Origin of the sequence: Phenylobacterium sp. J367, from assembly GCF_024699985.1 — a bacterium.
Lineage (GTDB): Bacteria > Pseudomonadota > Alphaproteobacteria > Caulobacterales > Caulobacteraceae > Phenylobacterium.
Genome location: NZ_JAJONA010000001.1, coordinates 1,429,314 through 1,454,006 on the forward strand (window position 1 = coordinate 1,429,314; position 24,693 = coordinate 1,454,006).

The following is a 24,693-nucleotide window of genomic DNA, read 5'->3' on the forward strand; positions in this document are numbered from 1 at the left end:
AGGACTATCTGCTGCCCGGCGCGGCGGACCTCAGGCCCGCGGGTGCGCCTGCGAATAGGCGCTGAGCAGGGCGGCGGCGTCGACCTCGGTGTAGCGCTGGGTAGTCGACAGCGAGGCGTGGCCGAGCAGTTCCTGGATCGAGCGGAGATCCGCGCCCGCCCCTAGCAGATGGGTGGCGAAAGAGTGGCGCAGGGCGTGCGGCGTGGCGCTGGCCGGCAGGCCGAGGCGGCCGCGCAGCGTCTGGACCGTCGCCTGCACGTGACGCGGGCTGAGCGCCCCCCGCGCTTGGCGCGGAACAGGGGCTCATCGGGGCCTGAGGCGTATGGGGTTTCGGCGAGATAGGCGTCCACCGCCTCGCGCACGGCCGGCAGAACCGGCACGATCCGGGTCTTCGAGCCCTTGCCGGTGATGCGCAGGCTGTCCAACAGCGGCGCGTCGCGGCGTTTCAGGGAGAGCGCCTCGGAAATCCGCAGGCCGCAGCCGTAGAGCAGGGTCAGCACCGCCTGGTCGCGGGAGACCTCCCAGTCCTCACGGTCGGGATCGAGGGCGGGCTCGGCGATCAGGCCGCGGGCCTGGTCCTCGGTGACCGGCCGCGGCGCGCCGGGCTTCACCTTGGGCCCACGCACGAGGGCGATGTGGGCGTTCGGCGCGTCGAGCCTGCGGTCGAGGAACCTGTGGAATGTGCGGATGGCGGAGAGCGCCTGCGACAGCGAGCGGGGCGAGAGCGGATGGTCGCCCTGCCGCAGATGGGCCAGCCAGGCGCGGACCTCGCCGGCGGTGACGTCCGCCAGCCCCTTCACCGTCAGCCGTTCGGCGCGGTGCTGCTCCAGGAAGGCGATGTAGCGGCCCGCGGCGAAACCGTAGGCCTCCAGCGTGCGGGGCGAGGCCCGGCGCTCGTTGGCCAGGTGCTCCAGCCAGAGCGCCCGGGCCTCGGCGGCGGTCACAGGACCGGCCACCGCTCCGCCGTGCGCTCCACCACGCGGCCCAGGAACGCCACGAGCTCGGCGCCCATGTCGGGGGTGAAGCCCGCAGGGTCGGAGGAGCCGAAGGCGATCAGGCCTTGCCGCGCCGGCTCCCAGATCGCGAGGCGGACCATGGCCATGGACCGGATGCTCTCGGCCCGGTCGCCGAACAGGCCAAGCGCCGTGGGCGCGAAGCCCATCCGGTGCAGCGCCTGGTGGTCACCGAGGATCAGGTCGACCTGGCCCTCGACCAGGGCGCGCCAGCCGGCCGGCGTGTTTTCCGGGCCTTCCAGGGCCACCACCCCGGCGGCGAGGCCGAAGCGGAGCTGGGCGAGGTCGTCGACCCGGCGGGCGAGATCGGCGTGGTTGCGGCTCTCCAGCAGGTCGATGACCGCCCCGTGCGTCTGCCCCTGCGCGGCGTAATTCTCGCGCGCCGTGGCTTCGAGCTGCTGGCGGGCGCTCGCCTCGCGCTCGTGGGCGGCGTGCACCCGGGCGAGCGCGGCGTGGCCGAAGTCCACCACATTGTCGGCGGGCTTCAGGCCGAGCTCGGCCATCAGGTCCGCGTCGTCGCGGACGAGGCCCGGATGGTCGCGGAGGTAGGCGCGGACGCCGGCCTCCAGGTTGGTCTCGTCCGCCCTGGCCTCGGCCCCGTCCATGTCCGCCCCGCTGATATCCTAGAGGATGGACTGACCCGTCTTCGCCCAGTCCTTCAGGAATTGATCAAGACCCTTCTCGGTTAACGGGTGCTTGAAGAGGGCCTGGAAGACGTCCGGCGGGATGGTCGCACAGTCGGCGCCGACCATGGCCGCCTGAGCCACGTGGGCCGGTGTGCGGATCGAGGCGGCGAGGATCTCGGTGTCGAAGCCGTAGTTGTCGTAGATGGTCCGGATCTCGGTGATCAGGTCCATGCCGTCGGCGCCGTGGTCGTCCAGCCGGCCGATGAACGGGGAGATGTAGCTGGCCCCCGCCTTGGCGGCGAGCAGCGCCTGGCTGGCCGAGAAGCAGAGGGTGACGTTGGTCAGGATGCCTTCGCGGGCGAATTCGCGCGTGGCGATCAGGCCGTCGCGGGTCAGCGGGACCTTCACCACCACGTTCGGCGCGATGGTGGAGAGCCTGCGGCCCTCGTCCAGCATGCCGGCGGTGTCGGCGGCAGCGACCTCGGCGCTGACCGGGCCTTCGACGACAGCGCAGATCTCGCCGATCACGTCGAGCATGTTGCGGCCGGATTTGGCGATGAGCGAGGGATTGGTGGTGACGCCGTCCACCAGGCCGGTGGCGGCCATGTCCTTGAGGACGGCCACGTCGGTGGTGTCGAGGAAGAGCTGCATGACTGACCCTTACGTTTCGAAGGGTGCTTGTAGCCGCTCGCCCGGAAAGCGCAAAAGGCTCCGGTGAGCCGCATCGCCTCCGTCCTCCTGCCCATGCCCCTTCCCGAGGCGTTCGACTATGCCGAACCCGAGGGGATGGACCTTGCCGTGGGCGACCAGGTCGCCGCCCCGCTGGGGCCACGGCTCATGCGCGGCGTCGTCGTCGGCCTGCGCGACGCGGTGGGCGGCAACCGGCCGCTGAAGCCGCTGGCCGAGCGGCTCGACGAGCCCCGCCTGCCGGAGAACACGCTGGAGTTCGTCCAGTGGGCCGCCCGCTACGCTGTCGACGCCCCCGGCGGGCCGCTGGCCATCGCGCTGCGCGGCGCCCGCGCACCGAAGCCGAAGCCGGTAAAGGTCCTAGAGCTGACCGGCGCCGAGCCCGGGAAGCTGACCCCCGCCCGGCAGAAGGTCCTGGACGCCGCCGCGGCGCCGATGAGCCCGGCCGACCTCGCTCGCGCCGCGGGCGTCTCCTCCGGGGTCGTGAAGGGGTTGGTGGACGAAGGCGTGCTGGCCGTCCGCCAGATCGTCGCCGAGGCCGCCTTCGACCCGCCGGACCTTTCGCGTCCGGGCCCGGAGCTGAACCCCAGCCAGCGGGCCTCCGCCGAGGCGATGACCGCCCTGCTCGACGAGGACCGGTTCGGCGTCGCCCTGCTCGACGGGGTGACGGGGTCGGGCAAGACTGAGGTCTATCTCGAGGCGGCCGCCCACGCCCTGGCCGCCGACCCCACGGCCCAGGTGCTGATCCTGCTGCCGGAGATCGCCCTGACCCAGGCGGTCATCGGCCGGGTCGCCGCGCGCTTCGGCGCCCAGCCGGGGGAGTGGCACTCCGACGTCGCCCCGCCGGCCCGACGGCGGACCTGGGAGGCGGTGGCGAGCGGACGCTGCCGGATCGTGGTCGGCGCCCGCTCGGCCCTCTTCCTGCCGTTCCTGAACCTCCGGCTGATCGTCGTCGACGAGGAGCACGACAGCTCCTTCAAGCAGGAGGAGGGCTTCATCTACCACGCCCGCGACCTCGCGGTGGTCCGCGGCCGGATCGAGAAGGCGGCGGTGGTGCTGGCCTCCGCCACCCCGTCCCTGGAAAGCCTCCGGAACGCCGAGACCGGCCGCTACCGTTGGCTGAGGCTGGCCGGCCGCCACGGGATCGCCCGCCTGCCGGACATCGAGCTGGTCGACCTTCGCGTGACGCCGCCGGAAACGGGGCGCTGGCTCTCCCCGCCGCTCGTGACGGCCATGGCGGAGACCCTGGCGCGCGGCGAACAGACCCTCCTCTTCCTCAACCGCCGGGGCTATGCGCCCCTGGTGCTCTGCCGCGCCTGCGGCGAGCGGATGACGGCGCCCGACACCGATTCCTGGCTGGTCGAGCACCGCTACTCCGGCCGGCTGGTCTGCCACCTGACCGGCTTCTCCATGCCCAAGCCCGACCGCTGTCCGCACTGCGGGGCGAAGGACAGCCTGGTCTCCATCGGTCCCGGCGTGGAGCGGGTGGAGGAGGAGGCCAGGCTGCTGTTCCCCGAGGCCAGGGTGGCGGTGTTCTCCTCAGACACCGTGTTCGACGCCCGCGAGGCCAGGCGGCTCGTGGAGAGCATGGCGGCCGGCGACATCGATATCCTGGTGGCCACCCAGGCCGCCGCCAAGGGCCACAACTTCCCGAAGCTCACCCTGGTGGGCGTGGTCGACGCCGACCTCGGCCTGCGCGGCGGCGACCTCCGCGCCGCCGAGCGCACCTACCAACTGCTCGCCCAGGCGACCGGGCGGGCCGGCCGCCGTGACCGGCCGGGCAAGGCTCTGCTGCAGACCTACGCTCCGGACCACGCCGTCATGCAGGCGCTGGCCGCCCAGGATCGGGACGCCTTCGTGGCCGCCGAGATGGAGGAGCGCGAGTTCGCGAGGCTGCCGCCCTTCGGACGCCTGGCCGCCGTCGTGGCCTCCGGCACCGACCCCGGCCAGCTTGACGCCTTCGTGCGGACCATGGCGGAGGCGGCGCCGAACGCCGAGGGCGTGGAGGTCTATGGCCCGGCCGACGCGCCCCTCGGCCTCGTGCGCGGGCGCCGCCGCAAGCGCTTCCTGGTCCGCGCCGACCGCACGGTCGACCTTTCGGCCTACATGGCGACCTGGCGCGCGCGGGTGAAGCCGCCCGCGTCGGTCCGCGTGGCGATCGATATCGACCCCTACAGCTTCCTCTAACCCGCGGCCTAGGCCGGCAGGCTCTGGACCTGGGCCGCCGTCATGGCGTTGAGCTGGGCCGCGGTCATCTGGCTGATCTGGGTCGAGCTCAGCGACTGGATCTGGGTCACGGTCAGCGAGGGAATCTGCAGCGGGGTGATCGCAAGGATCTGCGTCGAGCTCAGTCCGCCGATCACCGTCGTCGACAGCGAGCCGATCTGACCGCCGGAGAAGGCGGCGATCTGCAGGGCGTTGAACTTCTGGAAGTCCGCCGCCGACATGGCGCTCAGCACCGGCGCGGAGAGGCCCTTCACCTGGGCGGCGGACAGCGCGCCCACCTGGGTCGAGGACAGGGCGTAGAACTTCTGCGACGAGATCGCGCCAAGCTGCTGCGAGGACAGGCCCGAGAGCTGGGTGGTGGTCAGCGCGGTCAGGGCCGTCGAGGAGAACGACCCTATCCGGTCGGACGACAGGGCCGCGAGCTGGGTCGAGGTGAACTCGCCGGCGTCCGTCGCGCTCAGGCTGTAGGCCTGGTAGGCCGACAGACCCTTGATCTGATTGGTGCCCAGCGAGCGGATCATCGTCTCGTCGAGCGAGGAGAAGTTCTCCACGGACAGCGAGCCGATCTGGCTCGAGGTCAGCGCCCTGATCTGGGTGTCGGTCAGGCGATCGAAGTCCGTCAGCGACAGGCTGGAGATCTGGTAGCTCGAAAGGCCCTGGATCTTGGTGGTGGTCAGGCCCTGGATCTGCGTGTCCGAGAGGCTGAACAGGTTCTCCACGGAGAGGCCGCTGAGCTGGGCCGGCGTGAAGAGGTCGATCTGGGTCGTCGAGAACTTGCTGAATTCCGTGGAGGTCAGGGCGCCGAGCTGGGTGACGGTCAGGCCGGCCACCTGGGTCGAGCTGAGGGCCTGGAGCTGGGACGTGCCGAGGGACCCGAGGTTGGTGCCGCTGAGAGCGCCGATCTGGGTGGCCGTGAGGGCGGCCACATGCGTTGCGGTCAGTTCGCCGAAGTCGGTGGCGCTCAGGCTCTTCAGCTGGTTGGCGTTGAGCCCGGTGATCTGGGTGGTGGTCAGCGCCGCCACCTGGGTCGCGGTCAGGCCGGAGACGGCGCTGGTGCTGAGGGCCCCGATCTGCGTGCTGGTCAGCGCCGACTGTTGGGTGGCGGTCAGGCCGTCGACCTGGTCTGCGCTCAGGGCGGCGACCTGGGTGGTGGTGAAGCCGCCGATATGGGTCGAGCTGAACTCGGCCATGTCGGTTTCTGTCAGCGCCGCAAACTGGATGGCGGACAGGCCGCGCAGCTGGGTGCTCGTAAGCGAGGCGACCTGGGTCGCTGACAGCGCCGAGAATTTCGAGCCGGAGAGCGCATTGAGCTGGGTCGACGTCAGGCCGTCGAGGCGCGTCTCGTCGAGCGCGACGAGTTGGGTGGTGGAGAACGCGTTCAGCTGGGCGCCGGACAGCGCCATCAGCTGGTCGGCGTCGAACAGCACGGCCGGGCCGAAGTGCTGGATCTGGGTCGTCGACAACCCCTTGACCGCCGTGCTCGACAGCTGGGTCACCTGGGTCGCGGACAGCACCTCGATCCCCGTGGTGGTCAGGGCCGCCACCTGGGTCGACTTCAGCTGACCGAGTTGGGTCTCTGTCAGCGACTGCAGGCGCGTCTGGGTGAGACGCGACATCTGAGCGGCCGAGAGGTAGCTGATCGGCATGCTGGTCCCTGGCGCACAGCCTCCGGCGCCGCATTGCCGACGCGCTGGGTGATCTCGCATGCCGAGCTTAAGATAGGGCGGACGGAGAGGCTTAACGAAAACCTCTCCGCCCGCCTGCGACTCAGGGCGGCAGGCGCCGACCCATCGCTAGTGGAGCGTCGCGTCCGACTTCCTCGCCGCAGCGCGCCTGGCCAGCATGTTCAGCCCTTCGACGAGCGCCGAGAACGCCATGGCGGCGTAGATGTAGCCCTTCGGAACATGCACCCCGAAGCCATCGGCGATCAGCACCGCGCCGATCATCAGCAGGAAGCCCAGGGCCAGCATGACGACGGTCGGGTTGTGGTGGATGAAGTTGGCCAGCGGGTCGGCCGCCAACAACATCACCAGCACCGCCACCACCACGGCGACCACCATGATCGGCAGGTGGTCGGTCATGCCCACGGCCGTCAGGATCGAGTCGATCGAGAAGACCAGGTCGAGCAGCAGGATCTGGAAGATCGCGGCCCCGAAGTTGGCCGCCACCCGACCGGTGGTGTCCATGACGCCGTGGCCATCGCCGGGCGCGGTCTTCTCGTGGATCTCGGTCGTCGCCTTCCAGACCAGGAACAGGCCGCCGGCGATCAGGATCAGGTCGCGCCAGGAGAACTGGAGCTCGAAGGCGGGCATGCCGTGCGCGTCGACCGGCCCCTGCCAGGGCAGCGAGAACACCGGCTGGGTCAGGGTGACGATGAAGGCGATAGTCGATAGCAGCGCCAGGCGCATGATCAGCGCGAGGGAAATGCCCACCCGGCGGGCCTTGACGCGCTGATGCTCGGGCAGCTTGTTCGATAGGATCGAGATGAAGATCAGGTTGTCGATCCCGAGCACCACCTCCATCACGATCAGGGTGATGAGTGCCGCCCAGGCGGCGGGGTCGCTGACGAGGGCCGTGATGCTCTCCATGGTCTTGCCGTTTCTCTCCCGTGAATTCCGACGCCTTATCTAGTGGCGCTTGCCCGCGCGGTAAGAGCGCGGGCGAAAGCCTTGGACTTATCCACAGCCAAGGCGGGGGCTGTGGGCGCCTACGAAACGAGCCTCGCCTAATGGGCGAGCACTTGGCCCTGCGGCCCGAGCTCTTGTTTCACACCATTACGACCCCGTGATGTCAAGTGATCGGGGCGACCCCTATAGATCGTTCGGTCCCCAGGGGGAATGAATTGAGCATCTTTTCAGAGAACGCGCCAATCGGCATGGCATAGTGTTCTTAACGGCCGCCCGGCCGTTAACATCTTCTATTTCTAAACTCTTGGTCCCGGAAGATATTGCCGCCGTGCTTCGTGCCCAGTGGCGCGATGACGGGCGGCGACCTGCCGTCGCAGGCGCGTAAACCCTCTTTTCACTCACTGCGACTTAGGGTTATCCCTTCGGCTGTAGCGTCGGGGAGTGCCCAGCATGCGTAAACGGATGAGGTCCCTTCTGGGGGGCCGTGACCGTCGCCGCGTTCGTCGGCATGACGCCAGCGGCCGCCACGGCTGACATCTACTGGCAGTGCGTTCCGTTCGCGCGCCTGCTCTCCGGCATCCAGATCTTCGGCGACGCGCGCACCTGGTGGCAGCAGGCTGTCGGCAAGTACGAGACGGGCTTCCAGCCGAAGGCCGGCGCCGTGCTCTGCTTCAAGCCCACCGACCGGATGCGTCTTGGCCACGTGGCCGTGGTCTCACAGGTCCTCACCGACCGCGTCGTGCAGATCACCCACGCCAACTGGTCGCCGATCGGCGGCACGCGCGGCCAGGTGGAGAAGGACGTCACCGTCATCGATGTGTCGCCGAGCGGCGATTGGAGCCAGGTGAAGGTGTGGTACGACCCGAGCCGGGACCTCGGCGGCTCGACCTATCCGACCTATGGCTTCATCTACCAGGACGCCACCGCCAAGAAGATCGCCGCCAACGGCTGGAATTCCGCCGGCGCCACGGCGCTGGCCGTCGCCCAGACGGCGGCCAACCAGGTTTCGGCCGCGGTCCGTCCGGGCGCGGGCCCGCTGGCCATCCTCAGCCAGGCCGCCGATCTCTACCGACCGGATCGGCGCGCTGATCGCCGCCGCCACCGGCCAGGGCGGCGAACGCTAAGTGCTTATTCCCGCAACCGTTCCTTAAGCGGGACGGGCGCACGCTGGACGTCAGAGCAGACCTGATGTCCACCGAAGCCGTTCCGCACCACGTGGCGCTCGACGCCAACACGCTCCGCGAGGCCGTGGAGGCGCACCAGCGCTACCTCGCCGGCCGGGCGGGCGGCCGCCGCCTGTCGCTCACCTATGCGGACCTCTCCAACTGCTCGCTGGAAGGCTTCGACCTGCGCGAGGCCGACCTCGCCGGCGCGCGTCTCGACGGGGCCAATCTCAACCGGGCGAACCTGTCGCGCGCCATCCTGTTCGGCGCCGACCTGCGCGAAGCCGACCTTCGCCGGGTAAACCTTAAGCGGGCCGACCTGCGCGGCGCGTGCCTGCGCGGCGCGAACCTGGCCGGCGCCGACCTCGCCGGCTGCGACCTGCGCGAGGGCCGCATCGCTCTGCAGGACAAGCTCGACGGCTTCCGCGTGCTGCGCCACGAACACCGGCCGGGCGAGCTGAACTACGCCATCCTGGCCGGCGCCAACCTCGCCGGGGCCCAGATGACCGGGGCCATCGCCATGGCCGTGGACTTCACCGACGCCAACCTGGCCGGCGCCATGCTGGCCGGCGCGCGCCTGCACCGGGCAGTGCTCGACGGCGCGGACCTCTCGGGCGCGGACCTGGGCGGGGCGGACCTCACCGGCGCCTCCATGAAGCGCGCCGTGCTGGCGGGTGTGAACCTGGAGCACGCGCGCCTCGACGACGCCGACCTGACCGACGTCCTGCGGGGCCCGCCGCCGGCGATCTACGTCGACGACCGGCCGCTCGACGAGGTGCTGGCCGAACACGAGGCCTATTGCGAGACCGACGGCGCGCGCGGGCGCGTGCTGAACCTGCCCGACGTCGACTTCCGGCCGCTGAAACACCTGCGTCACCGCAAGCTGACCGCGCTCGTGGCGCCGCGGTCCATCCTGTTCGGGATGGATCTGCAGGGCGTGGAGCTGCAGGGCGCGGACCTTTCGGGCTGCGACCTGCGCGGCGCGAACCTGCGCGACGCCGACCTGCGCGGCGCCAAGCTCACCGACGCCCAGCTTGCCCGCGCCGACCTGCGTGGCGCGCGCCTGGGACCCCTCAAGATCGCCGAGGGGCGGTTCGTGCGCACCGACTTCACCCGCGCCTCGCTGCGCAACGCCGACTTCCGCGGCGCCTCCGCCCAGCGGGCCCGGTTCCTCGAGGCCGACATCACCCAGGCCCGGATGACCGGCTGCGACCTCACCGGCGCCGAGGTGGAAGTCCTCGCCGAGGACGTCGCCTAGCTACATCTCGCCGCGCAGCGGCGCGAGGTCGGGGAAGTTCGCGTCGCGCTTCTCGGCCCTCGCCTTGAAGGCTTCCGCCATGTGCGGGCCGGAGAACATCGCCGTCTGCCAGACCGCGATGTAGTCGAGGGCGTCCTTGATCGTGTGGTCGCGGGCGTAGTTGATCATCACCTTCGAGCCGGTGACCGCCAGCGGCGCCTTTGACGCGATCTCGCGGGCGGTGGCGAGCGCATGGTCGACCACCTGCTCGTGGGTGTCGAACACCTCGTTGACCAGGCCGATCTCGCGGGCCCGGTGGGCCGGCAGGCGGCGGCCGGTATAGGCCAGCTCGCGCACCCAGCCCTCGGGGATCAGCTTGCAGAGCCTCGGGAAGGTGCCGACGTCGGCGGTCATGCCGATGTTGATCTCCTGGATCACGAAGAAGGCGTCGGCCGTGCAGTAGCGGATGTCGCAGGCGCTGGTCATGTCGACGGCCCCGCCGACGCAGCCGCCCTGGATCGCGGCGATCACCGGCATCCGCGCCTCGTCGAGGCAGGAGAAGCTGTCCTGCAGCACCTTCACGTGGAAGCGCATGGCCTCGGCGTTGACGTGCCGGTCCTGGGAGGCGGCGTCGGAAGTCGACCCGCCGCCGCCGAACACCGCCAGGTCCATGCCGGCGCAGAAGTGCTTGCCGGTCGACGAGATGACGATGCAGCGCGCCAGCGCCTTCGAATTGATCTCGTTCACGATGGCCGGCAGCTCGTTCCAGAACGCGCGGACCATGGTGTTCATGGCTTCCGGCCGCTTCAGGCGGATGTGGGCCACATGGTCCTCGATGGTGACCTCGAAGCAGGTCCACTCCGTGGTCGTGCAGTCGATCTGCGCCGGCGCGTTCATCGCGTTGTCCTCCCTGGAGCTGCGATCTTCGCCCCGCGACCCCGGGGAAGCCAAGAGGTTCAGAGCGGCTCGACCTCGCAGGCGTCGAGGGCCTCGCAGATGCGGTCGGCGACGATGGCCCGGTGGCAGACGCAGTGGTCGGCCTCGTAGCAGAGCAGCGCCGTCTTGCGCCGGCCGGCGATCTCGGCGGCCTTGGCCAGCGCGATCTGGGCGGCGGGCTCGGCCAGATGGCCGCGGAAGATGTCGCGCATCTCCTCGGTGCGTCCGGCCCGGGCGGCAAGGCGGCCGGCCGGCGGCGTGCCGAGGTCGCGCAGGTGGACGTAGTCGATGCCCGCCTCTTCCAGGCTGGCGGCCAGCAGGGTCTTGGAGAAGCCGGCCCGGCGGCTCGCGGCCACGGCGCGCACGTCGATCAGCACCTCGACGCCGGCCTTCCTGAGGCGGTCGATCACATTGGCCTGGGTGTCTTTCTCGTAGCCAATGGTGGCCAGCTTCATGTCGTCTTCCTCTGGGTCAGGCGGCTATATGGGGGCCACGAGGGGGACCTGCATGGACGCCGACCTGGACATCGCGCCGCGCCCGCGCCGCGTCGACCTGCCGACCCGCGGCGGGGAGATGGCGGCGCTGGAGTTCGGGCCGGCCGACCGGCCGGTGGACATCGTCTGGTCGCATGCCAACGGCTTCAACGCCCGCACCTACCGCTCGATCCTGGCGCCGCTCGCCACCGACTTCCGCATCCTGGCGCTCGACCTGCGGGGCCACGGCGCCTCCAGCCTGCCGGCGGTGATCGAGGGTCGCGACGGCTGGTCGGAGTTCCGCGAGGACCTGCTGGCCCTCCTGCGGGCGGCGACCGAGGGGCCCGTGGTGCTGGGCGGGCACTCCATGGGCGGCACCTCCAGCCTGCTGGCCGCGGCCGCGGAGCCGGAGCGCGTGAAGGCGCTGGCGCTCTTCGATCCGGTCCTGGTCCACACGCCGGGCCGCCGGTCGGAGGAGGAGCCGGCGATCGCCAACTCGCCGCTGGCGGCCGGCGCCGAGCGCCGACGCGCCGACTTCCCGAGCCGCGAGGCCGCCTTCGAAGCCTACAGGGGCCGCGGCGCGTTCCGGACCTGGAGCGAGGAGCAACTCGCCGACTACGTGGAGGGCGGCTTCCGAGACGCGGCCGGCGGCGGCGTGACGCTGGCCTGCACCCCGGCCTGGGAGGCGTCCAACTTCCGCTCGCACAACTATGACCCCTGGGCCGCCTTCCGGGCGACCCGCTGCCCGGTGCGGGTGTTCCGCGCGGCCGAGGGCACCACGGCCCGGCTCGACGACCACCTGCCGGAACTCGAGGCGACGGGCCGCATCCGCGTCGAGACCGTGCCCGGCACGACCCACTTCCTGCCCATGGAGCGGCCGGAGCTGGTCCGGGCCGCGCTGCGGACGCTCACAGGCTAGAGCGACAAGCCCGGCGTCGCGGCGGCGTTGGCGGCGGCCAGGGCCTCGTCGCTAAGGGTGATGATCTTGCGGGTCTCCAGGTCGAAGGAGACGGCGATCGCCTCGGCCGAGCCCCAGGGGCGGCCGGTGTCCGGATCGAGCAGCCAGTGGACCAGGCGCCGGAACCGGGCGTCGCCGCCGGCGGGACCGGACCGCAGCTCCAGCCGGTCGCCTGCCCGCGGCCAGTCGAAGTGGATCAGCCGGTACTCCAGCGCCGCCCCGCCGACCTTCGCCCCGCTGTCGGCCGCGCCCGGCCGCTGGCCCCCGAAGAAGTGGGGGATGCCGTCGGAGATGCGGGCCATCATCTGCTCGGTGCGCATGCGGCCGAAGACGTCGCAGTCGGCCGCCCGGATCGCGCCCAGGGCGGTGCGCTTCAGCCCGAGCTCGTCGGCGCGGGCGAGGCTGGCCTGGCTCTCCACCGGCTCGAGCCCGATGCTCTTCGGCGCGGCGCCGGGGGGGACGGCCATCCTCAGGACCTCGGCGCGCGCCCGCACCCGCGTGGGCCACGGAAACGCCGCGCCGGTCCGGGCGGTGGCGTGGGCGACGACGGTCTGGAAGCTCGCCGCCACCTCGCCGGTGTGATGCTTGAGGAGGAGCACCAGGCGAGCCTCGTCCTCGCCCATCTCGACGACGCCGCCCATCATGTGGAGCGGCGCGCCGGGCCTCGCCTCCTTGATGAAGCGGATGTGCTGCTCGCGGACGATCAGGGTGGCGGCGGCATGCGCCGCGAAGGCCTGGGGCATGCCGAGCTCGGCGGCCAGCCCGATCAGCCCCTCCATGGACTTCGCCACGTAGAAGCCGACGTTCAGGTGGCCCATGGCGTCGCATTCCCACGTCGCCACGCTGCCGCGCCAGACTTCCACGCCCTCGTCCGCCAAGACCCTGCCCCCCAATTCCGCTCGGTGCGGAGCTTAGGGGCGCGGGCAGGGGAGGGCTAGCGCTTGCCCTCGGCGGGATCGCCGGCCGGGCCGGTGAGGTCCGCGGCCGCGGCGCTGGTGTCGCCGGCGCCCTGCGGCGGCTCGGGATTGGCCCCGCCCGCGAAGCTGCGCGGCTCGACGGAGTCGTCCTGGCGCACGGAGGGATAGCGCTCGGCGCCCTTCCGGCCGTTGCTGGTCTCCGGGGCCTTGCCCGGCGGCTGGGCGGCGTTGGCCTTGCGGCCGTCGGTGTTGAGGTCGTCGCGTCCCGGCATGGCAGCCTCCTTGAACTCTCTCCAGGGAAGCGCGTGGGCGCCGCGCGGTGTTCCATGCGCGAACCCTGTGGCAGGATCGCCGCCACATGACGAAAGAGCTCTACCGGCGCCATTCGGTCCTGGTCCGCCTCACCCACTGGCTGGGCGTGCTGGCGGTCAGCCTGCTCCTCATGAGCGGCCTGCAGATCTTCAACGCCCACCCGGCCCTCTACTGGGGCCAGAAGTCGACGTTCCGCGAGCCCTGGCTGGTCATGGGCATGGTGGAGCGCGGCGGCCAGCCGGTCGGCGTCACCCAGATCGGCGACACGGTGTTCGAGACCACCGGGGTCCTCGGCTACTCCGGCGCGGCGGGCAAGCGCGAGCCGCGCGGCTTCCCGGCCTGGGCCACCGTGCCGAGCTACCGCGACCTGGCGAGCGGCCGGCGCTGGCACTTCTTCTTCGCCTGGCTCTTCGTGATCAACGGCCTGGTCTATCTCGCGTGGGGCCTGATCGGCGGTCACCTGCGCCGCGACCTCCTCCCCACGAAGGATCAGTGGCGGCCCCGCCACCTGTGGCGCGAGGCGGCCGACCACGCCCGCCTGCGGTTCCCGAAGGGCGAGGCGGCGCGGAGCTACAACGCGATCCAGAAGCTGACCTACCTGCTGATGATCCTCATCGTCCTGCCGCTGATGCTGCTCACCGGCCTGTCGATGTCGCCGGGGTTCAACGCCACGGCGCCCTGGCTGATCGACCTGTTCGGCGGACGGCAGTCGGCGCGCTCGATCCACTTCATCTGCGCCGGCCTGATCGTGCTCTTCGTGATCGTGCACGTGGCGCTGGTCGTGCTCTCGGGCTTCTGGAACAACATGCGGTCCATGATCACCGGCTTCTATGCCGTCGACACATCGAGGGACCGGCCGTGAGCGGCCCGTCCCGCCGCGGCTGGCTGAAGGGGCGCCGGCGCGTCATTGGCCGGCCTGACGCTCGCCGCCTGCGACCAGCTCAACGCCAATCCGGGGTTCACCCGCCTCATCGGCAGCGCCGAGGGCCTGACGCGGCGCGCCCAGCGGCTGATCACCGACCGCAAGGCGCTGGCCCGGGAGTTCCCCGCCTCGGAGATCTCGCCGGACTTCCGGGCCAACGGCACCCTGCGGCCGGGCACGGCAGACTACGCGGCCCATGCCGCGGCCGGCTTCGCCGACTGGCGGATCGTGGTCGACGGCCTCGTGGAACGGCCGATGGCCCTGACGCTCGATCAGCTCCGGGCCCTGCCGGCCCGCACCCAGATCACCCGCCACGACTGCGTCGAGGGCTGGTCCTCGATCGGCAAGTGGACGGGGGGCGAAGCTCGGCCCGCTGCTCGACCAGGCCGGCCTGAAGCCGGAGGCGCGGTTCATCGTCTTCCACTGCGCCGACCACCTGGGGCCGAACCAGGACGCCAGCGACCGCTACTACGAGAGCATCGACCTGATCGACGCCTACCATCCGCAGACGATCCTGGCCTACGGGATGAACGATGCGCCGCTCGGCGTGCCGCACGGCGCGCCCGTCCGCCTGCGGGTCGAGCGCCAGCTCGGCTACAAGCACGCCAAATATGTCCAGCGCATCGAGGCGGTCGCCGACCTCTCCGGCCTCTACGGCGGCAAGGGCGGCTTCTGGGAGGACCGCGGCTACGAGTGGTACGCGGGGGATCTGAGGGGGCCGGGTCCGGGCGCGCGGATTTCACGGATGGCGCGGCCGGGAAGAACCACGAAAGACACGCCATTGATCCGCCCCTCCTCCGCTCATCCCGGCGAAAGCCGGGATCCAGGCTGAGGTCGGTTTTGGACCACGGAATACACGGACCACACCGACCCTGGCCGGCAGGCGCGGGTGCGATCCTGTTTGGAACCACAGAAACACACAGAACCACACAGAAGGGGCGAGCCGGTCGAGGTCGGTGAGATGGCGGGCGTGACTCGCGCGCCTGGAAGGCGCGCAACGACGATCGAGGCGCCAAGCCATCCGGTGGCCCGCCTTCTGTGTGGTTCTGTGTGGTTCTGTGGTTCGCGCGCAGCGCGGTCGCTGAGTCGGCTTGGATCCCGGCTTTCGCCGGGATGAGCGGAGGGGGTTAGCTGGAGTCGGCGGTCTCGGGTTCGGGCTCGGCCTCGGGCTCGGCCCGTTCGCGGCCGCGGATGTCGTAGATGAGGGTGGGGTCGGCGCCGATGGCGTCGCAGGCTTCGATGACCAGGAGGTCGAAGTCGCGGGTGAGGAAGTCGGGTTTGGCTTCCTCGGCGTCGAGGAAGGCCTCGAGCCTGTCCCACATGGGGTCTTCGGGCGGCGGGCGGTCGGGTCTCTCGATCCCGTCGTCGGGGAGGTTCCAGTCGGCGCCTTCGTGCTCGGACCAGAAGCAGTCGCCGACCCGGGTCCAGACGCCGTCGCGGCGCTGGTCGACGGCGAGCTCGTGCAGATCAGCCTCGGCTTTCGCCCGGGCTTCGGCCAAGTCGGCGGCGGCCTTTTCCTTGAGGACCAGGTCATCCTTGTAGCGGAGGAGCTTCAGCTCCAGGGCCAGGGTCTGGCGCAGGCCGCGGCTGACCCGGTGGAAGGCGGTGGCGAGGCGGACGGCGTCCTCGGGGCTCTCGGCGTTCAGCGCCCGCTGCTGCAGGTCGCGGCAGAGCTCGAGGCTCATCCCCGCGAGCGCGCGGAGCGTCACGGTGTGACGGTCTTCGGCGAAGTCTGCGGGGTCGGCGTCCATGAGAACAAACAGGGAACATACCAGGCCCGACAAGTCAAGGTTTTTCGCACCGCAGGCCCTCTCCCTACCCTCTCCCTCTCCGCTGCGCGGGGGAGAGGAGGTGATGGCTCTGAGTCTCAGCTCCACTCCTCTCCCCCGGGCGAAGCCCGAGAGGGAGAGGGTAGGGAGAGGGCTTGGGGCGGGCGTGACCTCCCCACCCCGCTCGCCTAACGGCGAGTCGACCCTCCCCATTAAGGGAGGGGGAGGGCCCTAGCCCGGCGCGCGGCCCTCGGTGCGGCGGGCGGAGCGGGCGCCTTCCGCGGGGAGGCGGACGGTGAGGTCCTGGGCCGGCATGGCGACGAGGCGCCAGCGGGCGCCGTCCTTGTCCTTCTGGCGGGCGAAGGTCAGCAGGCAGTCGTCACGGCCCTCGTCGAACAGGCAGACGTGACCCTTGCCGGCGGCGCGCATCATGGGCGCGAGCTGTTCCGGGGTCGGGGCCTCGAAGAACCTGAGGCCCCGCTCGTCGACCAGGCGGAAGGCCTCGGGGCCGATCATCCGGTCGAGGGCGAACTCGGAGGGGCCGCCGTCCACCTCCAGGCCGTTGGCGCGGGCGAGCTCGACGATCTGGCCCTTCAGGTTCTCGCGCAGCGCCGGGCGGTCGACGGCGGCCTCGAAAGCCACCCGGTCGCGGTCCACCACGGCCTCGAACAGGTCCTCGGCCGCAACGAGCGCATCCTTGGGCACGCGCGGGCCGCAGCCGGCGAGCGCCAGGACGGCGGCCGCCGTGAACAGGATGGATACGCCTCGAACCATCCGGCGAACATGGCCGCCCGGGCGAGTCGCCTCAACCCGGCATGCTGCGGCGTGTTGCGCGGGAGGGCTCCGCTGGCCTAGTGATCCACAACCATTTCCGGGGAGTGCGGCCCATGTCCGACGTTGAGGTGTTTCCGGTTCCGGCCGAGTGGGCCAAGCGCGCCCACATGGACGCCAAGGCCTATGACGCCGCGGTCAAGCGGGTCGAGGACGATCCCCAGGGCTACTGGAAGGACGTCGCCGGCCGCCTCGACTGGATGACCCCGCCGACCGAGATCAAGGACGTCTCCTTCGACCGCGAGGACTTCCGCATCCGCTGGTTCGCCGACGGGGTGCTCAACGTCAGCGTCAACTGCCTGGACCGCCACCTGGCGGAGCGCGGTGACCAGCGGGCGATCATCTGGGAAAGCGATGACCCGGAGGTCTATGACGCGCTCACCTACCGCCAGCTCCACGCCGAGGTCTGCCGCTGGGCCAACGTCCTGAAGGCCAAGGGCGTCAGGAAGGGCGACCGGGTGACCATCTACCTGCCGATGATCCCGGCGGCGGCGGCGGCCATGCTGGCCTGCGCGCGGATCGGAGCGGTGCACTCGGTGGTGTTCGGCGGCTTCTCGCCCGACAGCCTCGCCGGCCGCATCCAGGACTGCGACTCGAAGGTGGTGATCACCGCCGACGAGGGCGTGCGCGGCGGCAAGATCGTGCCGCTGAAGAAGAACGTCGACGAGGCGCTGAAGGAATGCCCGGGGGTCACCGACGTGATCGTCGTGCGCCGCACCCGCGCCGACGTGCCGATGACCGAGGGCCGCGACGCCTACTGGGGCGACCTGAAGGGGACTGTCCCCGACAGTTGCGATCCCGAGCCGATGAACGCCGAGGACCCGCTGTTCATCCTCTACACCTCGGGCTCGACGGGGAAGCCGAAGGGCGTGCTGCACACCACGGGCGGCTATCTGACGTGGGCGGCGCACACCCACGAGCTGGTCTTCGACTACCGGCCGGGCGAGGTCTTCTGGTGCACCGCCGACGTGGGCTGGGTCACCGGCCACAGCTATGTGGTCTATGGCCCGCTGGCCAATGCGGCGACCACGGTGATGTTCGAGGGCGTGCCGAACTACCCGACCTCCTCGCGGTTCTGGGAGGTCTGCGACAAGCACAAGGTGGAGGTCTTCTACACCGCCCCCACGGCCATCCGCGCCCTGATGCGCGAGGGCGACGGGCCGGTGACGAGCACCTCGCGCAAGTCCATCCGCCTGCTGGGCACGGTGGGCGAGCCGATCAATCCCGAGGCCTGGCTCTGGTACCACCGGGTGGTCGGCGAGGGCCGGGCGCCCATCGTCGACACCTGGTGGCAGACCGAGACGGGCGCCTGCCTGATGAGCCCGCTGCCGGGCGCTACCCCGCTGAAGCCCGGCTCCTGCGCCAAGCCGCTGCCGGGCGTGAAGCCCCAGCTCGTCGACGCCGACGGCAAGGTCCTGACCGGCGCGGTCAGCGGCAACCTCTGCCTGACCGACTCCTGGCCCGGCCAGATGCGCACGGTCTACGGCGACCACGAGCGGTTCATCACCACCTATTTCACCACCTATCCGGGGAAGTACTTCACCGGGGATGGGGCGAGGCGGGACGAGGACGGCTACTACTGGATCACCGGCCGGGTGGACGACGTGATCAACGTGTCGGGCCACCGTCTCGGGACCGCCGAGATCGAGTCAGCCCTGGTCGCCAACGAGAACGTCGCCGAGGCGGCGGTGGTAGGCTTCCCGCACCCGGTGAAGGGCCAGGGCATCTACTGCTACGTGACGCTCAACGCCGACGTGGAGGCCACCGACATCCTGCAGGCCGAGCTGAAGGGCTGGGTCCGCCGCGAGATCGGGCCGTTCGCCGCGCCGGACGTGGTGCAGTTCGCGCCGGGCCTGCCGAAGACCCGCTCCGGCAAGATCATGCGCCGCATCCTGCGCAAGATCGCCGAGGACGACCTCTCCAACCTGGGCGACACCTCGACGCTCGCCGATCCCGGCGTCGTCGACGACCTGGTGAAGAACCGGCACGCGGCGGACGCCTAGGGTCTCGCCCTCTCCCTACCCTCTCCCTCTCCGCTTCGCGGGGAGAGAGGAGGTGAGGCGGTGAGTCCGAGCCAGAACTCCTCTCCCCGGGCGCAGCCCGAGAGGGAGAGGGTAGGGAGAGGGCCTGGGGCCTCAGCCCTCCCAGGCGTCGCCCCAGCCGGCGCGCCGGGCGCGGGGGAAGGCGGCCTTGTCGCGCCTGGCGACCAGGCGGGTCTCCAGGCCCTCGGGCCCGCAGAGCCGCAGTTCGAGGCCGGGCTTGCCCATGCGGGGATGGCGCAGGATGCGGGAGGTCCGGGCCGCCGCGCCGACCCCCGGCCGCGCCGCGACCAGATAGGCGAACTTCTCGTCCTCGAACGGCGTCTCGGCGCCCTTGGCGAGCTTGTGGTCGCGGCTGCGCGGCAGGCGGACGGTGAAGTGGCACCAGTCGGGCGCGGCCAGCGGGCAGGCGCGGGCGTGCGGGCAGGGCGCGAGCACGTCCGCGCCCTCGGCGATCAGGGCCTCGCGCGCCGCCAGCAGCCGGGCGTAGCCGGCCGGCGTGCCGGGCTCCACCAGCACCAGCATCCCCTCGGCCGCCGCCCACAGCGCGCGGACCACCCCGGCCTGGGCGGCGGGCGGGATCTCGGCGAGGGCGTAGCTGGCGGCCACAAGGTCGGCCCGGGGCCAGGCCCCGCCGCCCACGAGGTCGGCCTTCAGCCGCGCAGCCTCGGCGATGACCGGCGGGGCGTCGGCCGCCAGCCGGCCGGCGAGGTCGAGGAAGGGCGCGCTGGCGTCGAGCCAGGTCACGCCGGCGAGGCCCGGCCAGGCCTCCCGCGCCGCCCAGCTCGCCGCGGCGGGGCCGGAGCCGGCGTCCAGCACCGTCTTCGGCGCGAACCCCGGCGCCAGACGCGCAGCCTCTGCGAACACGGTGGCGCAGGCCGCATAGGTGGCCGGCAGCCTGGCCAGGGCATAGGCCAGCGCGTCCTCCAGCGCGCGGATCACGCCCGCCGAGCCCTTGCCCGCCCGATAGGCCTCCGACGTCCGGCTCGCCCGCTCGGCCAGCCCCTTGCGCGACACGCCCTCAAGCTCGCGCTGGAGCGCGCTGCGCAGGGCGGGGGGCAGTTCGACGGACATGGCGCTCCTCTCGGCCATTCCGCCCTCTCAGGGAAGTCGCCTTGGCCTTTGGGCGCATGGAATTCGCCCGCGCCGCGGCCTATGACACCGGGTCAGAAGGGAACGTCCGCATGCTGCTGCACCTGTCCACCTGGGCCGAGATCGAGGACCAGCTCACGCGTTCGAAGGCGGTGGTGGTGCCGATCGGGTCGAACGAGCAGCACGGGCCGACGGGGCTGCTGGGCACCGACTGGCTGTGCCCGGAGATCATCGCCCACGAGGCGCAGCGGCGGCATCCGGAGCTCCTGGTGGCGCCGACCTTCAACATCGGCATGGCCCAGCACCACCTGGACTTCCCCGGCACCATCGCGCTTCGGCCCTCGACCTTCATGCTGGCGATCGGCGACTGGTGCCGGAGCCTGGGGCATCACGGCTTCACCCGGCTCTATTTCCTGAATGGCCACGGCGGCAATGTCGCGACCATCGAGGCGGCGTTCTCGGAGCTCTACGCCGAGGCGAGCTATGCCGGGCGCCCCCGGGGCTTCGCCTGCAAGCTGAAGAACTGGTGGGAGCTGCGCGGCGTGCTGGCGCTGGCCAACCGGCAGTTCCCCACCGGGCACGGCAGCCATGCCACGCCGTCGGAGATCGCGGTGACCCAGTGGGCCTATCCCGACAGCATCAAGACCGCGAACTACGCGCCGCAGGTGGCGCCCACCGGGCCGATCCGCGAGGCGCGCGACTTCCGCACCCGCTACGCCGACGGCCGGATGGGCTCGGACCCGGCGCAGGCGACGCCGGAGAAGGGCGGCGAGCTGGTGGCCGCGGCGGCGGAGGCGCTGGTCGCCGAGGTGGCCGAGTTCGCGGCGGAGGCGGATCCCGCCTGAGGGCTTCGCCCTAGAACTTCGGGGGACCGCCGGCGCTGGGAATGGCGATCCGCGGCGGGCCCTTCTGGCGCGGCCGCCCCTGCCAGTCGAGCTGCTCGGGCGGCAGGATGGTCTTCGGATCGGCGGGCGCGGCCTCGGCGGCGGTGACCAGTTCGGCCTCGGCCTCCTGCACGGCGACCACGGCGGAGGCTTCCTCCACATGGGCCGGGGCCTCGGGCGCGGCGGCCGGGGCCGTGTCGTCGGAGACCAGGGAGAGGCGGGCCTGTTCCTGGGCGATGATGTCGAGCTTGGCGAGCTGCACGCCGAGCGACTCGCCGCCGGCGTAGCGGCCGGCGAAGGCGGGGGGCAGGCCCCAGGTCCCGGTCCAGCGGTAGAAGATGTGCGCGCCGATCGTGCCCACCTTCACGAGGTTCGGGCTCCAGTACGGGGCCACATAGTCGGCGTGATAGTGGGTGGCGTTGCCGACCTTCTTCATCACGTAGCCGTTCAGCGCGGCCACCGCGACCTTGCGGGCGCGGTCCCAGCCCTCGGCGGTGGGCTTGCGGGCGAGCGCGCCGTCGCAGGTGAAGGTGAACTGGCAGCCGGTGGCCCGCTCCGAGCCCTGGAAGACCACGCCGCAGACGGTCTTCGGATAGGCCGGGTGGCGCATGCGGTTCAGCACCACCTGGGCGACGGCCCGCTGGCCGTCGGTCGTCTCGTAGGCGGCCTCGTAGTAGATGGCGGCGGTCATGCAGTCGACGGCGCGGGCCTCGTCGATGACGCCCTCGGCCTTCAGCAGGAAGGGCTTCGCCGCCGGGTTCGGCAGGTCGGAGACCGGGTTCGAGGCGTTCCAGATGCGGGCGGCCTCGGGCGAGAGATCCTGCAGCCGGATCAGGGCCTCGCCTTCGTCGGCGATCGGCTGGGCGACCAGGGCGGCGGGCTGCGGCCGGGCGGCCGCCTGGGCGGGCGCGGCGTGGGGCGCCGAGAAGCTGAAGCCGGTGAGCGCCAGCACGGTCAGGCCGACGACCAGGCCGAGCGTGGCGCCGAAGGCCAGCTGGCCGCCGCTTATCGGCAGCCGACGGAGGAACTCGCGGAACCGGGAAAGCACGCTCTCGGGCCCCTTGAAAGCCTAGCTTGGAGGCGCGACCGGATAGGCGAAAGACGCCTCGAAGGCGAGTCCTTTCTTTAAGACACGGTTAACCTAGGTCACTTGAAAAGCTGGGAATTCAAAAAGTTAACAGAGCGACCGGCGCTCTGCGAACATGTTAGGCGGTGAACACCTCGTCGCCCTCGAGCACCACCGGCCAGGCCGTCAGGTGGTCGCCCAGGCAGGGTCCGGCGACGCATTTCCCGGCCAGGTCGAAGAGCGCCCCGTGGCCGGCGCAGAGGATGTGCTGGCCCGAGCGGGTCAGGTAGCGGTCGTCCATGGGCGCCAGCGGCCAGCCGGCGTGCGGGCAGCTGTCCACGAAGCCCGTGACGGTGTCGCCCCGGCGCAGCACGAAGCCCGCGAACAGCTTGGCGTCCGCCCGGAAGCGGAAGCTCTTGCCGCCGGGATCGGCGATCTCGGAGAGCGCGCAGAGCCGGACCCCGGCGGGCGGGCGGGCCGGGTTGCCCCCGGGTCCTGGCTAGAGGGGGTCGCCAAGGGTCGCGCGGAACCGCTTGATCTCGACGCGGTCGAACAGGCCGGCCTTGGTGTAGGGGTCCTCGGCGTTGAAGGCGCGGACCTCGGCCTCGGTCTCGGCCTCGAGGAAGAACAGGGAACCGGCCATCTGGTCGGCGTCGTCGAGCATCGGCCCGGCGCGGCGGATCTTGCCGTGCTGGTCGCGGGCCCAGGCGAGGTGCGCCTCGCGGGTCGCCATCCGAAGGTCGAGGCTGTCGGCCTTGTCGAAGCAGGCCAGCATGTAAAGGGGCATCTAGCGTTCCTCGCGGATGGGACGGGAGAGGAGGCCGCGGATGGCGTCGTCGACGCCGACCTCGCCGGCCAGGATGGCGGCCACGGCCTCGGAGACCGGCATGTCGACGCCCAGCTTCGCGGCGAGCTGGCGCACGGCCGGGGCGGAGGCGACGCCCTCGGCCACCGAGAGCTTGCCGGCCAGCGCCTGTTCGAGCGTCTGGCCCTGGCCCAGCGCCAGGCCGACGCTCATGTTGCGCGACTGCGGGCTGGAACAGGTGAGCACCAGGTCGCCCAGGCCGCAGAGGCCGGCGACGGTCTCGGCCTCGCCGCCCAGGGCCACGGCGAGCCGCGTCAGCTCGGAGAACCCCCGGGTGATCAGGGCGGCGTGGGCCGAACGCCCGAGGCCGCGGCCCTCGACGATGCCGCAGGCGATGGCCAGCACGTTCTTCACCGCCCCGCCGGCCTCGGCGCCGATCATGTCGGTGGCGAAGTAGGGGCGGAAGGTCGGGGTGGCGATGGCTTCGGAGATCTCCCGCGCGCAGCCCTCGTCGGGGCAGGCGAGCGTGACGGCGGTGGGCAGGCCGCGGGCCACCTCGCCGGCGAAGGAGGGGCCGGAGAGCACGGCGGCGCGCGCCTGCGGAACGGTCTCGGCGAGCACGTCGGTCATCAGCTTCAGCGAGCCCTGCTCGATCCCCTTGGCGCAGAGCACGATCTGCAGGCCGTCGCGGACGTGCGGGGCGAAGGCCGTGAGCGTGGCGCGCATGTGCTGGGCCGGCGGCACGGCCAGCACCAGGTCGCAGGCCGCCAGGTCGGCGAGGTCGCCGGTGGCGCGGACCGGCGGCTCGAGCGTCACGCCGGGCAGGAAGAGGCTGTTCTCGTGGCGGGCGTTGACGCCCTCCACCACCTCGGGCTCGCGGGCCCAGAGGACCACGTCCAGCCCGGCCCGGGCGCAGACCTGGGCGAGCGCGGTGCCCCACGCCCCCCGCCGATGACGCCAGCGGTCTTCATGGATAGGTCCTCACGCCTTGGCGCCTTACGGCCGGGCGCATGGGTCGGGTTGGCGGCCGCGGCGGCCGCGTCGAGCGGCCAGCGCGGCCGGGCGGCGGCGTCCAGCGGATCGGTCAGGCCAAGCGCCAGGCGCTCGGCCCCGGCCAGCGCGATCATCGCCGCGTTGTCGGTGCAGTAGGCGAGCGGCGGGGCGGCGAAGCTGAAGCCGCGCGCCGTGGCCGCGGCCTCCAGCCGGGCGCGCACCGTGCGGTTGGCCGCGACGCCGCCGGCCACCACGAAGCGCAGGTCCCGGCCGGCGTGGGCCTGGGCGTAGGCTTGCATGGCGCGGTCGGACTTCTCGGCGAGCTGGCGGGCGATGGCTTCCTGCACGGCGGCCGCGAGGTCGCGGCGGTCGGCCTCGGCGGTCAGGCCCTCGGCGAGGCGGGCGGCGGCGGTCTTCAGGCCGGAGAAGGAGAAGTCGCAGTCCTTGCGGCCCAGCAGCATCCGCGGGAGCTGGAAGCGGTCGGGATCGCCGCCCTCGGCCAGGGTCTCCAGCGCCGGGCCGCCGGGGTAGGGCAGGCCGAGCGTCTTGGCGATCTTGTCGAAGGCTTCGCCGGCCGCGTCGTCGATGGTCGAGCCGAGCCGGCGGCAGGCGCCGACGCCGTCGACCTCCAGGAGCTGGCAGTGGCCGCCGGAAACCAGCAGCAGCAGGAAGGGGTAGGGCAGGTCGACGCCGAGCCTCGCGGAGACCGCGTGGCCCTCCAGATGGTTCACGGCGACCAGCGGCAGGCCCCGGGCCAGCGCCACGGCCTTGCCGAAGGAGAGGCCGACCATCACCCCGCCCACCAGGCCCGGTCCGGCGGTGGCGGCGACCCCGGTCAGGTCGGCATAGGTCAGGCCGGCGTCCTCCAGGGCGCGCTGGGCGATGCCGTCGATGCTCTCCACATGGGCGCGGGCGGCGATCTCGGGGACGACGCCGCCGTAGGGGGGCGTGCTCGGCGATCTGGCTGCCGACCACCGACGACAGCACCTCGGCCCGGCCGTCGACGAGCCGCACGACCGAGGCGGCGGTCTCGTCGCAGCTGGTCTCCAGGCCAAGGACGGTGTGGGAGGTCGTGGTCGTGGTCATCCGGTTGCCGGGGGGGCCCGCTCCTGTAGCA

At 71.6% G+C, this 24,693-nt stretch carries 22 protein-coding genes and 3 pseudogenes; 8 read left to right on the forward strand and 17 right to left on the reverse strand.

The window, feature by feature from the left end; translation table 11 throughout:
* Positions 1–30: 30 nt before the first annotated feature.
* The 3 genes and pseudogenes from LRS04_RS07765 to fsa form a co-directional block, all read right to left on the reverse strand.
* A pseudogene (locus LRS04_RS07765) lies at positions 31–872 on the reverse strand (tyrosine recombinase XerC).
* A 68-nt stretch (positions 873–940) separates the two neighbouring features.
* Positions 941–1,618 carry a DUF484 family protein gene (locus LRS04_RS07770; RefSeq protein ID WP_257815872.1) on the reverse strand — a complete coding sequence of 226 codons (678 nt, stop codon included), beginning with the start codon at positions 1,616–1,618 and terminating at the stop codon, positions 941–943.
* A gap of 18 nt (positions 1,619–1,636) precedes the next feature.
* Entirely contained in the window at positions 1,637–2,290 is a 654-nt protein-coding gene (gene fsa, locus LRS04_RS07775; RefSeq protein WP_257815873.1) for a fructose-6-phosphate aldolase, read from the reverse strand.
* Between the two features lie 63 nt (positions 2,291–2,353).
* On the opposite strand from fsa, the gene LRS04_RS07780 reads away from it, so the two are divergent.
* Complete coding sequence (locus LRS04_RS07780) at positions 2,354–4,513, forward strand: primosomal protein N' (RefSeq protein WP_257815874.1); 2,160 nt, start codon at positions 2,354–2,356, stop codon at positions 4,511–4,513.
* A gap of 8 nt (positions 4,514–4,521) precedes the next feature.
* Here the strand turns inward: LRS04_RS07780 and LRS04_RS07785 are convergent, their stop codons facing one another.
* Both LRS04_RS07785 and LRS04_RS07790 read right to left on the reverse strand, forming a co-directional pair.
* Positions 4,522–6,198, reverse strand: coding sequence for an ice nucleation protein (locus tag LRS04_RS07785; protein WP_257815875.1), 1,677 nt, complete (start codon positions 6,196–6,198; stop codon positions 4,522–4,524).
* A gap of 147 nt (positions 6,199–6,345) precedes the next feature.
* On the reverse strand, positions 6,346–7,140 hold the full coding sequence (locus LRS04_RS07790; protein WP_257815876.1) for a TerC family protein: 795 nt from the start codon (positions 7,138–7,140) through the stop codon (positions 6,346–6,348).
* Between the two features lie 523 nt (positions 7,141–7,663).
* Between LRS04_RS07790 and LRS04_RS07795 the strand changes: the two genes are divergently transcribed.
* Both LRS04_RS07795 and LRS04_RS07800 read left to right on the forward strand, forming a co-directional pair.
* Positions 7,664–8,368, forward strand: a complete 705-nt coding sequence (locus tag LRS04_RS07795) for a CHAP domain-containing protein (protein WP_374575095.1) — start codon at positions 7,664–7,666, stop codon at positions 8,366–8,368.
* Complete coding sequence (locus LRS04_RS07800; protein ID WP_257815877.1) at positions 8,368–9,600, forward strand: pentapeptide repeat-containing protein; 1,233 nt, start codon at positions 8,368–8,370, stop codon at positions 9,598–9,600. Before LRS04_RS07795 ends, LRS04_RS07800 begins: the two co-directional genes overlap by 1 nt.
* Here LRS04_RS07800 and LRS04_RS07805 read toward each other — a convergent pair whose 3' ends face one another.
* Entirely contained in the window at positions 9,601–10,476 is an 876-nt protein-coding gene (locus LRS04_RS07805; protein WP_257815878.1) for a crotonase/enoyl-CoA hydratase family protein, read from the reverse strand.
* A gap of 59 nt (positions 10,477–10,535) precedes the next feature.
* Positions 10,536–10,970 (reverse strand): DUF488 family protein, encoded by a 435-nt coding sequence (locus LRS04_RS07810; RefSeq protein WP_257815879.1) that lies wholly within the window; start codon positions 10,968–10,970, stop codon positions 10,536–10,538.
* Positions 10,971–11,022: 52 nt separating this feature from the next.
* On the opposite strand from LRS04_RS07810, the gene LRS04_RS07815 reads away from it, so the two are divergent.
* Complete coding sequence (locus LRS04_RS07815; protein WP_257815880.1) at positions 11,023–11,907, forward strand: alpha/beta fold hydrolase; 885 nt, start codon at positions 11,023–11,025, stop codon at positions 11,905–11,907.
* On the opposite strand, the gene LRS04_RS07820 is transcribed toward LRS04_RS07815, so the two are convergent.
* Together LRS04_RS07820 and LRS04_RS07825 are read right to left on the reverse strand one after the other, a co-directional pair.
* A complete protein-coding gene (locus LRS04_RS07820) occupies positions 11,904–12,824 on the reverse strand; it encodes a thioesterase family protein (protein WP_257815881.1) in 921 nt (306 codons plus the stop codon). The two genes, LRS04_RS07815 and LRS04_RS07820, sit on opposite strands and share 4 nt — an antisense overlap.
* A 56-nt stretch (positions 12,825–12,880) precedes the next feature.
* Positions 12,881–13,135, reverse strand: a complete 255-nt coding sequence (locus LRS04_RS07825; protein WP_257815882.1) for a hypothetical protein — start codon at positions 13,133–13,135, stop codon at positions 12,881–12,883.
* 86 nt (positions 13,136–13,221) lie between these two features.
* On the opposite strand from LRS04_RS07825, the gene LRS04_RS07830 reads away from it, so the two are divergent.
* Together LRS04_RS07830 and LRS04_RS07835 are read left to right on the forward strand one after the other, a co-directional pair.
* Positions 13,222–14,037 (forward strand): cytochrome b/b6 domain-containing protein, encoded by an 816-nt coding sequence (locus tag LRS04_RS07830; protein ID WP_257815883.1) that lies wholly within the window; start codon positions 13,222–13,224, stop codon positions 14,035–14,037.
* Between the two features lie 472 nt (positions 14,038–14,509).
* A complete protein-coding gene (locus LRS04_RS07835) occupies positions 14,510–14,929 on the forward strand; it encodes a molybdopterin-dependent oxidoreductase (protein ID WP_257819018.1) in 420 nt (139 codons plus the stop codon).
* Between the two features lie 295 nt (positions 14,930–15,224).
* Here LRS04_RS07835 and LRS04_RS07840 read toward each other — a convergent pair whose 3' ends face one another.
* Together LRS04_RS07840 and LRS04_RS07845 are read right to left on the reverse strand one after the other, a co-directional pair.
* Positions 15,225–15,848: a hypothetical protein gene (locus tag LRS04_RS07840; RefSeq protein ID WP_257815884.1), complete on the reverse strand. Its 624-nt coding sequence runs from the start codon at positions 15,846–15,848 to the stop codon at positions 15,225–15,227.
* A gap of 249 nt (positions 15,849–16,097) precedes the next feature.
* Complete coding sequence (locus tag LRS04_RS07845) at positions 16,098–16,640, reverse strand: DUF2939 domain-containing protein (protein ID WP_257815885.1); 543 nt, start codon at positions 16,638–16,640, stop codon at positions 16,098–16,100.
* A gap of 113 nt (positions 16,641–16,753) precedes the next feature.
* Here LRS04_RS07845 and acs point away from each other — a divergent pair, with 113 nt between their 5' ends.
* Positions 16,754–18,700 carry an acetate--CoA ligase gene (gene acs / locus LRS04_RS07850; protein ID WP_257815886.1) on the forward strand — a complete coding sequence of 649 codons (1,947 nt, stop codon included), beginning with the start codon at positions 16,754–16,756 and terminating at the stop codon, positions 18,698–18,700.
* 132 nt (positions 18,701–18,832) lie between these two features.
* Here the strand turns inward: acs and LRS04_RS07855 are convergent, their stop codons facing one another.
* Positions 18,833–19,810 carry a small ribosomal subunit Rsm22 family protein gene (locus LRS04_RS07855; RefSeq protein ID WP_308238094.1) on the reverse strand — a complete coding sequence of 326 codons (978 nt, stop codon included), beginning with the start codon at positions 19,808–19,810 and terminating at the stop codon, positions 18,833–18,835.
* A gap of 110 nt (positions 19,811–19,920) precedes the next feature.
* Between LRS04_RS07855 and LRS04_RS07860 the strand changes: the two genes are divergently transcribed.
* Positions 19,921–20,673 (forward strand): creatininase family protein, encoded by a 753-nt coding sequence (locus LRS04_RS07860; RefSeq protein WP_257819022.1) that lies wholly within the window; start codon positions 19,921–19,923, stop codon positions 20,671–20,673.
* 10 nt (positions 20,674–20,683) lie between these two features.
* On the opposite strand, the gene LRS04_RS07865 is transcribed toward LRS04_RS07860, so the two are convergent.
* The 5 genes and pseudogenes from LRS04_RS07865 to tsaD all read right to left on the reverse strand — a co-directional run.
* Complete coding sequence (locus LRS04_RS07865; protein WP_257815887.1) at positions 20,684–21,760, reverse strand: cell wall hydrolase; 1,077 nt, start codon at positions 21,758–21,760, stop codon at positions 20,684–20,686.
* A gap of 157 nt (positions 21,761–21,917) precedes the next feature.
* Entirely contained in the window at positions 21,918–22,151 is a 234-nt protein-coding gene (locus LRS04_RS07870; RefSeq protein ID WP_308238095.1) for a Rieske 2Fe-2S domain-containing protein, read from the reverse strand.
* A 126-nt stretch (positions 22,152–22,277) separates the two neighbouring features.
* Positions 22,278–22,565, reverse strand: a complete 288-nt coding sequence (locus tag LRS04_RS07875; protein WP_257815888.1) for a YciI family protein — start codon at positions 22,563–22,565, stop codon at positions 22,278–22,280.
* Positions 22,566–23,554: pseudogene (locus LRS04_RS07880) on the reverse strand (NAD(P)H-dependent glycerol-3-phosphate dehydrogenase).
* A gap of 15 nt (positions 23,555–23,569) precedes the next feature.
* Positions 23,570–24,662, reverse strand: a pseudogene (gene tsaD / locus LRS04_RS07885) (tRNA (adenosine(37)-N6)-threonylcarbamoyltransferase complex transferase subunit TsaD); the annotation flags it as partial.
* Positions 24,663–24,693 lie beyond the last annotated feature (31 nt).

Coding starts and splice junctions, on each gene's coding strand:
- LRS04_RS07770 (WP_257815872.1), bottom strand. CDS start 1,618: ATGGACGGGGCCGAGGCCAGGGCGGACGAGACCAACCTGGAGGCCGGC.
- fsa (WP_257815873.1), bottom strand. CDS start 2,290: ATGCAGCTCTTCCTCGACACCACCGACGTGGCCGTCCTCAAGGACATG.
- LRS04_RS07785 (WP_257815875.1), bottom strand. CDS start 6,198: ATGCCGATCAGCTACCTCTCGGCCGCTCAGATGTCGCGTCTCACCCAG.
- LRS04_RS07790 (WP_257815876.1), bottom strand. CDS start 7,140: ATGGAGAGCATCACGGCCCTCGTCAGCGACCCCGCCGCCTGGGCGGCA.
- LRS04_RS07800 (WP_257815877.1), top strand. CDS start 8,368: ATGTCCACCGAAGCCGTTCCGCACCACGTGGCGCTCGACGCCAACACG.
- LRS04_RS07805 (WP_257815878.1), bottom strand. CDS start 10,476: ATGAACGCGCCGGCGCAGATCGACTGCACGACCACGGAGTGGACCTGC.
- LRS04_RS07810 (WP_257815879.1), bottom strand. CDS start 10,970: ATGAAGCTGGCCACCATTGGCTACGAGAAAGACACCCAGGCCAATGTG.
- LRS04_RS07815 (WP_257815880.1), top strand. CDS start 11,023: ATGGACGCCGACCTGGACATCGCGCCGCGCCCGCGCCGCGTCGACCTG.
- LRS04_RS07825 (WP_257815882.1), bottom strand. CDS start 13,135: ATGCCGGGACGCGACGACCTCAACACCGACGGCCGCAAGGCCAACGCC.
- LRS04_RS07830 (WP_257815883.1), top strand. CDS start 13,222: ATGACGAAAGAGCTCTACCGGCGCCATTCGGTCCTGGTCCGCCTCACC.
- LRS04_RS07840 (WP_257815884.1), bottom strand. CDS start 15,848: ATGGACGCCGACCCCGCAGACTTCGCCGAAGACCGTCACACCGTGACG.
- LRS04_RS07845 (WP_257815885.1), bottom strand. CDS start 16,640: ATGGTTCGAGGCGTATCCATCCTGTTCACGGCGGCCGCCGTCCTGGCG.
- acs (WP_257815886.1), top strand. CDS start 16,754: ATGTCCGACGTTGAGGTGTTTCCGGTTCCGGCCGAGTGGGCCAAGCGC.
- LRS04_RS07855 (WP_308238094.1), bottom strand. CDS start 19,810: ATGTCCGTCGAACTGCCCCCCGCCCTGCGCAGCGCGCTCCAGCGCGAG.
- LRS04_RS07860 (WP_257819022.1), top strand. CDS start 19,921: ATGCTGCTGCACCTGTCCACCTGGGCCGAGATCGAGGACCAGCTCACG.
- LRS04_RS07875 (WP_257815888.1), bottom strand. CDS start 22,565: ATGCCCCTTTACATGCTGGCCTGCTTCGACAAGGCCGACAGCCTCGAC.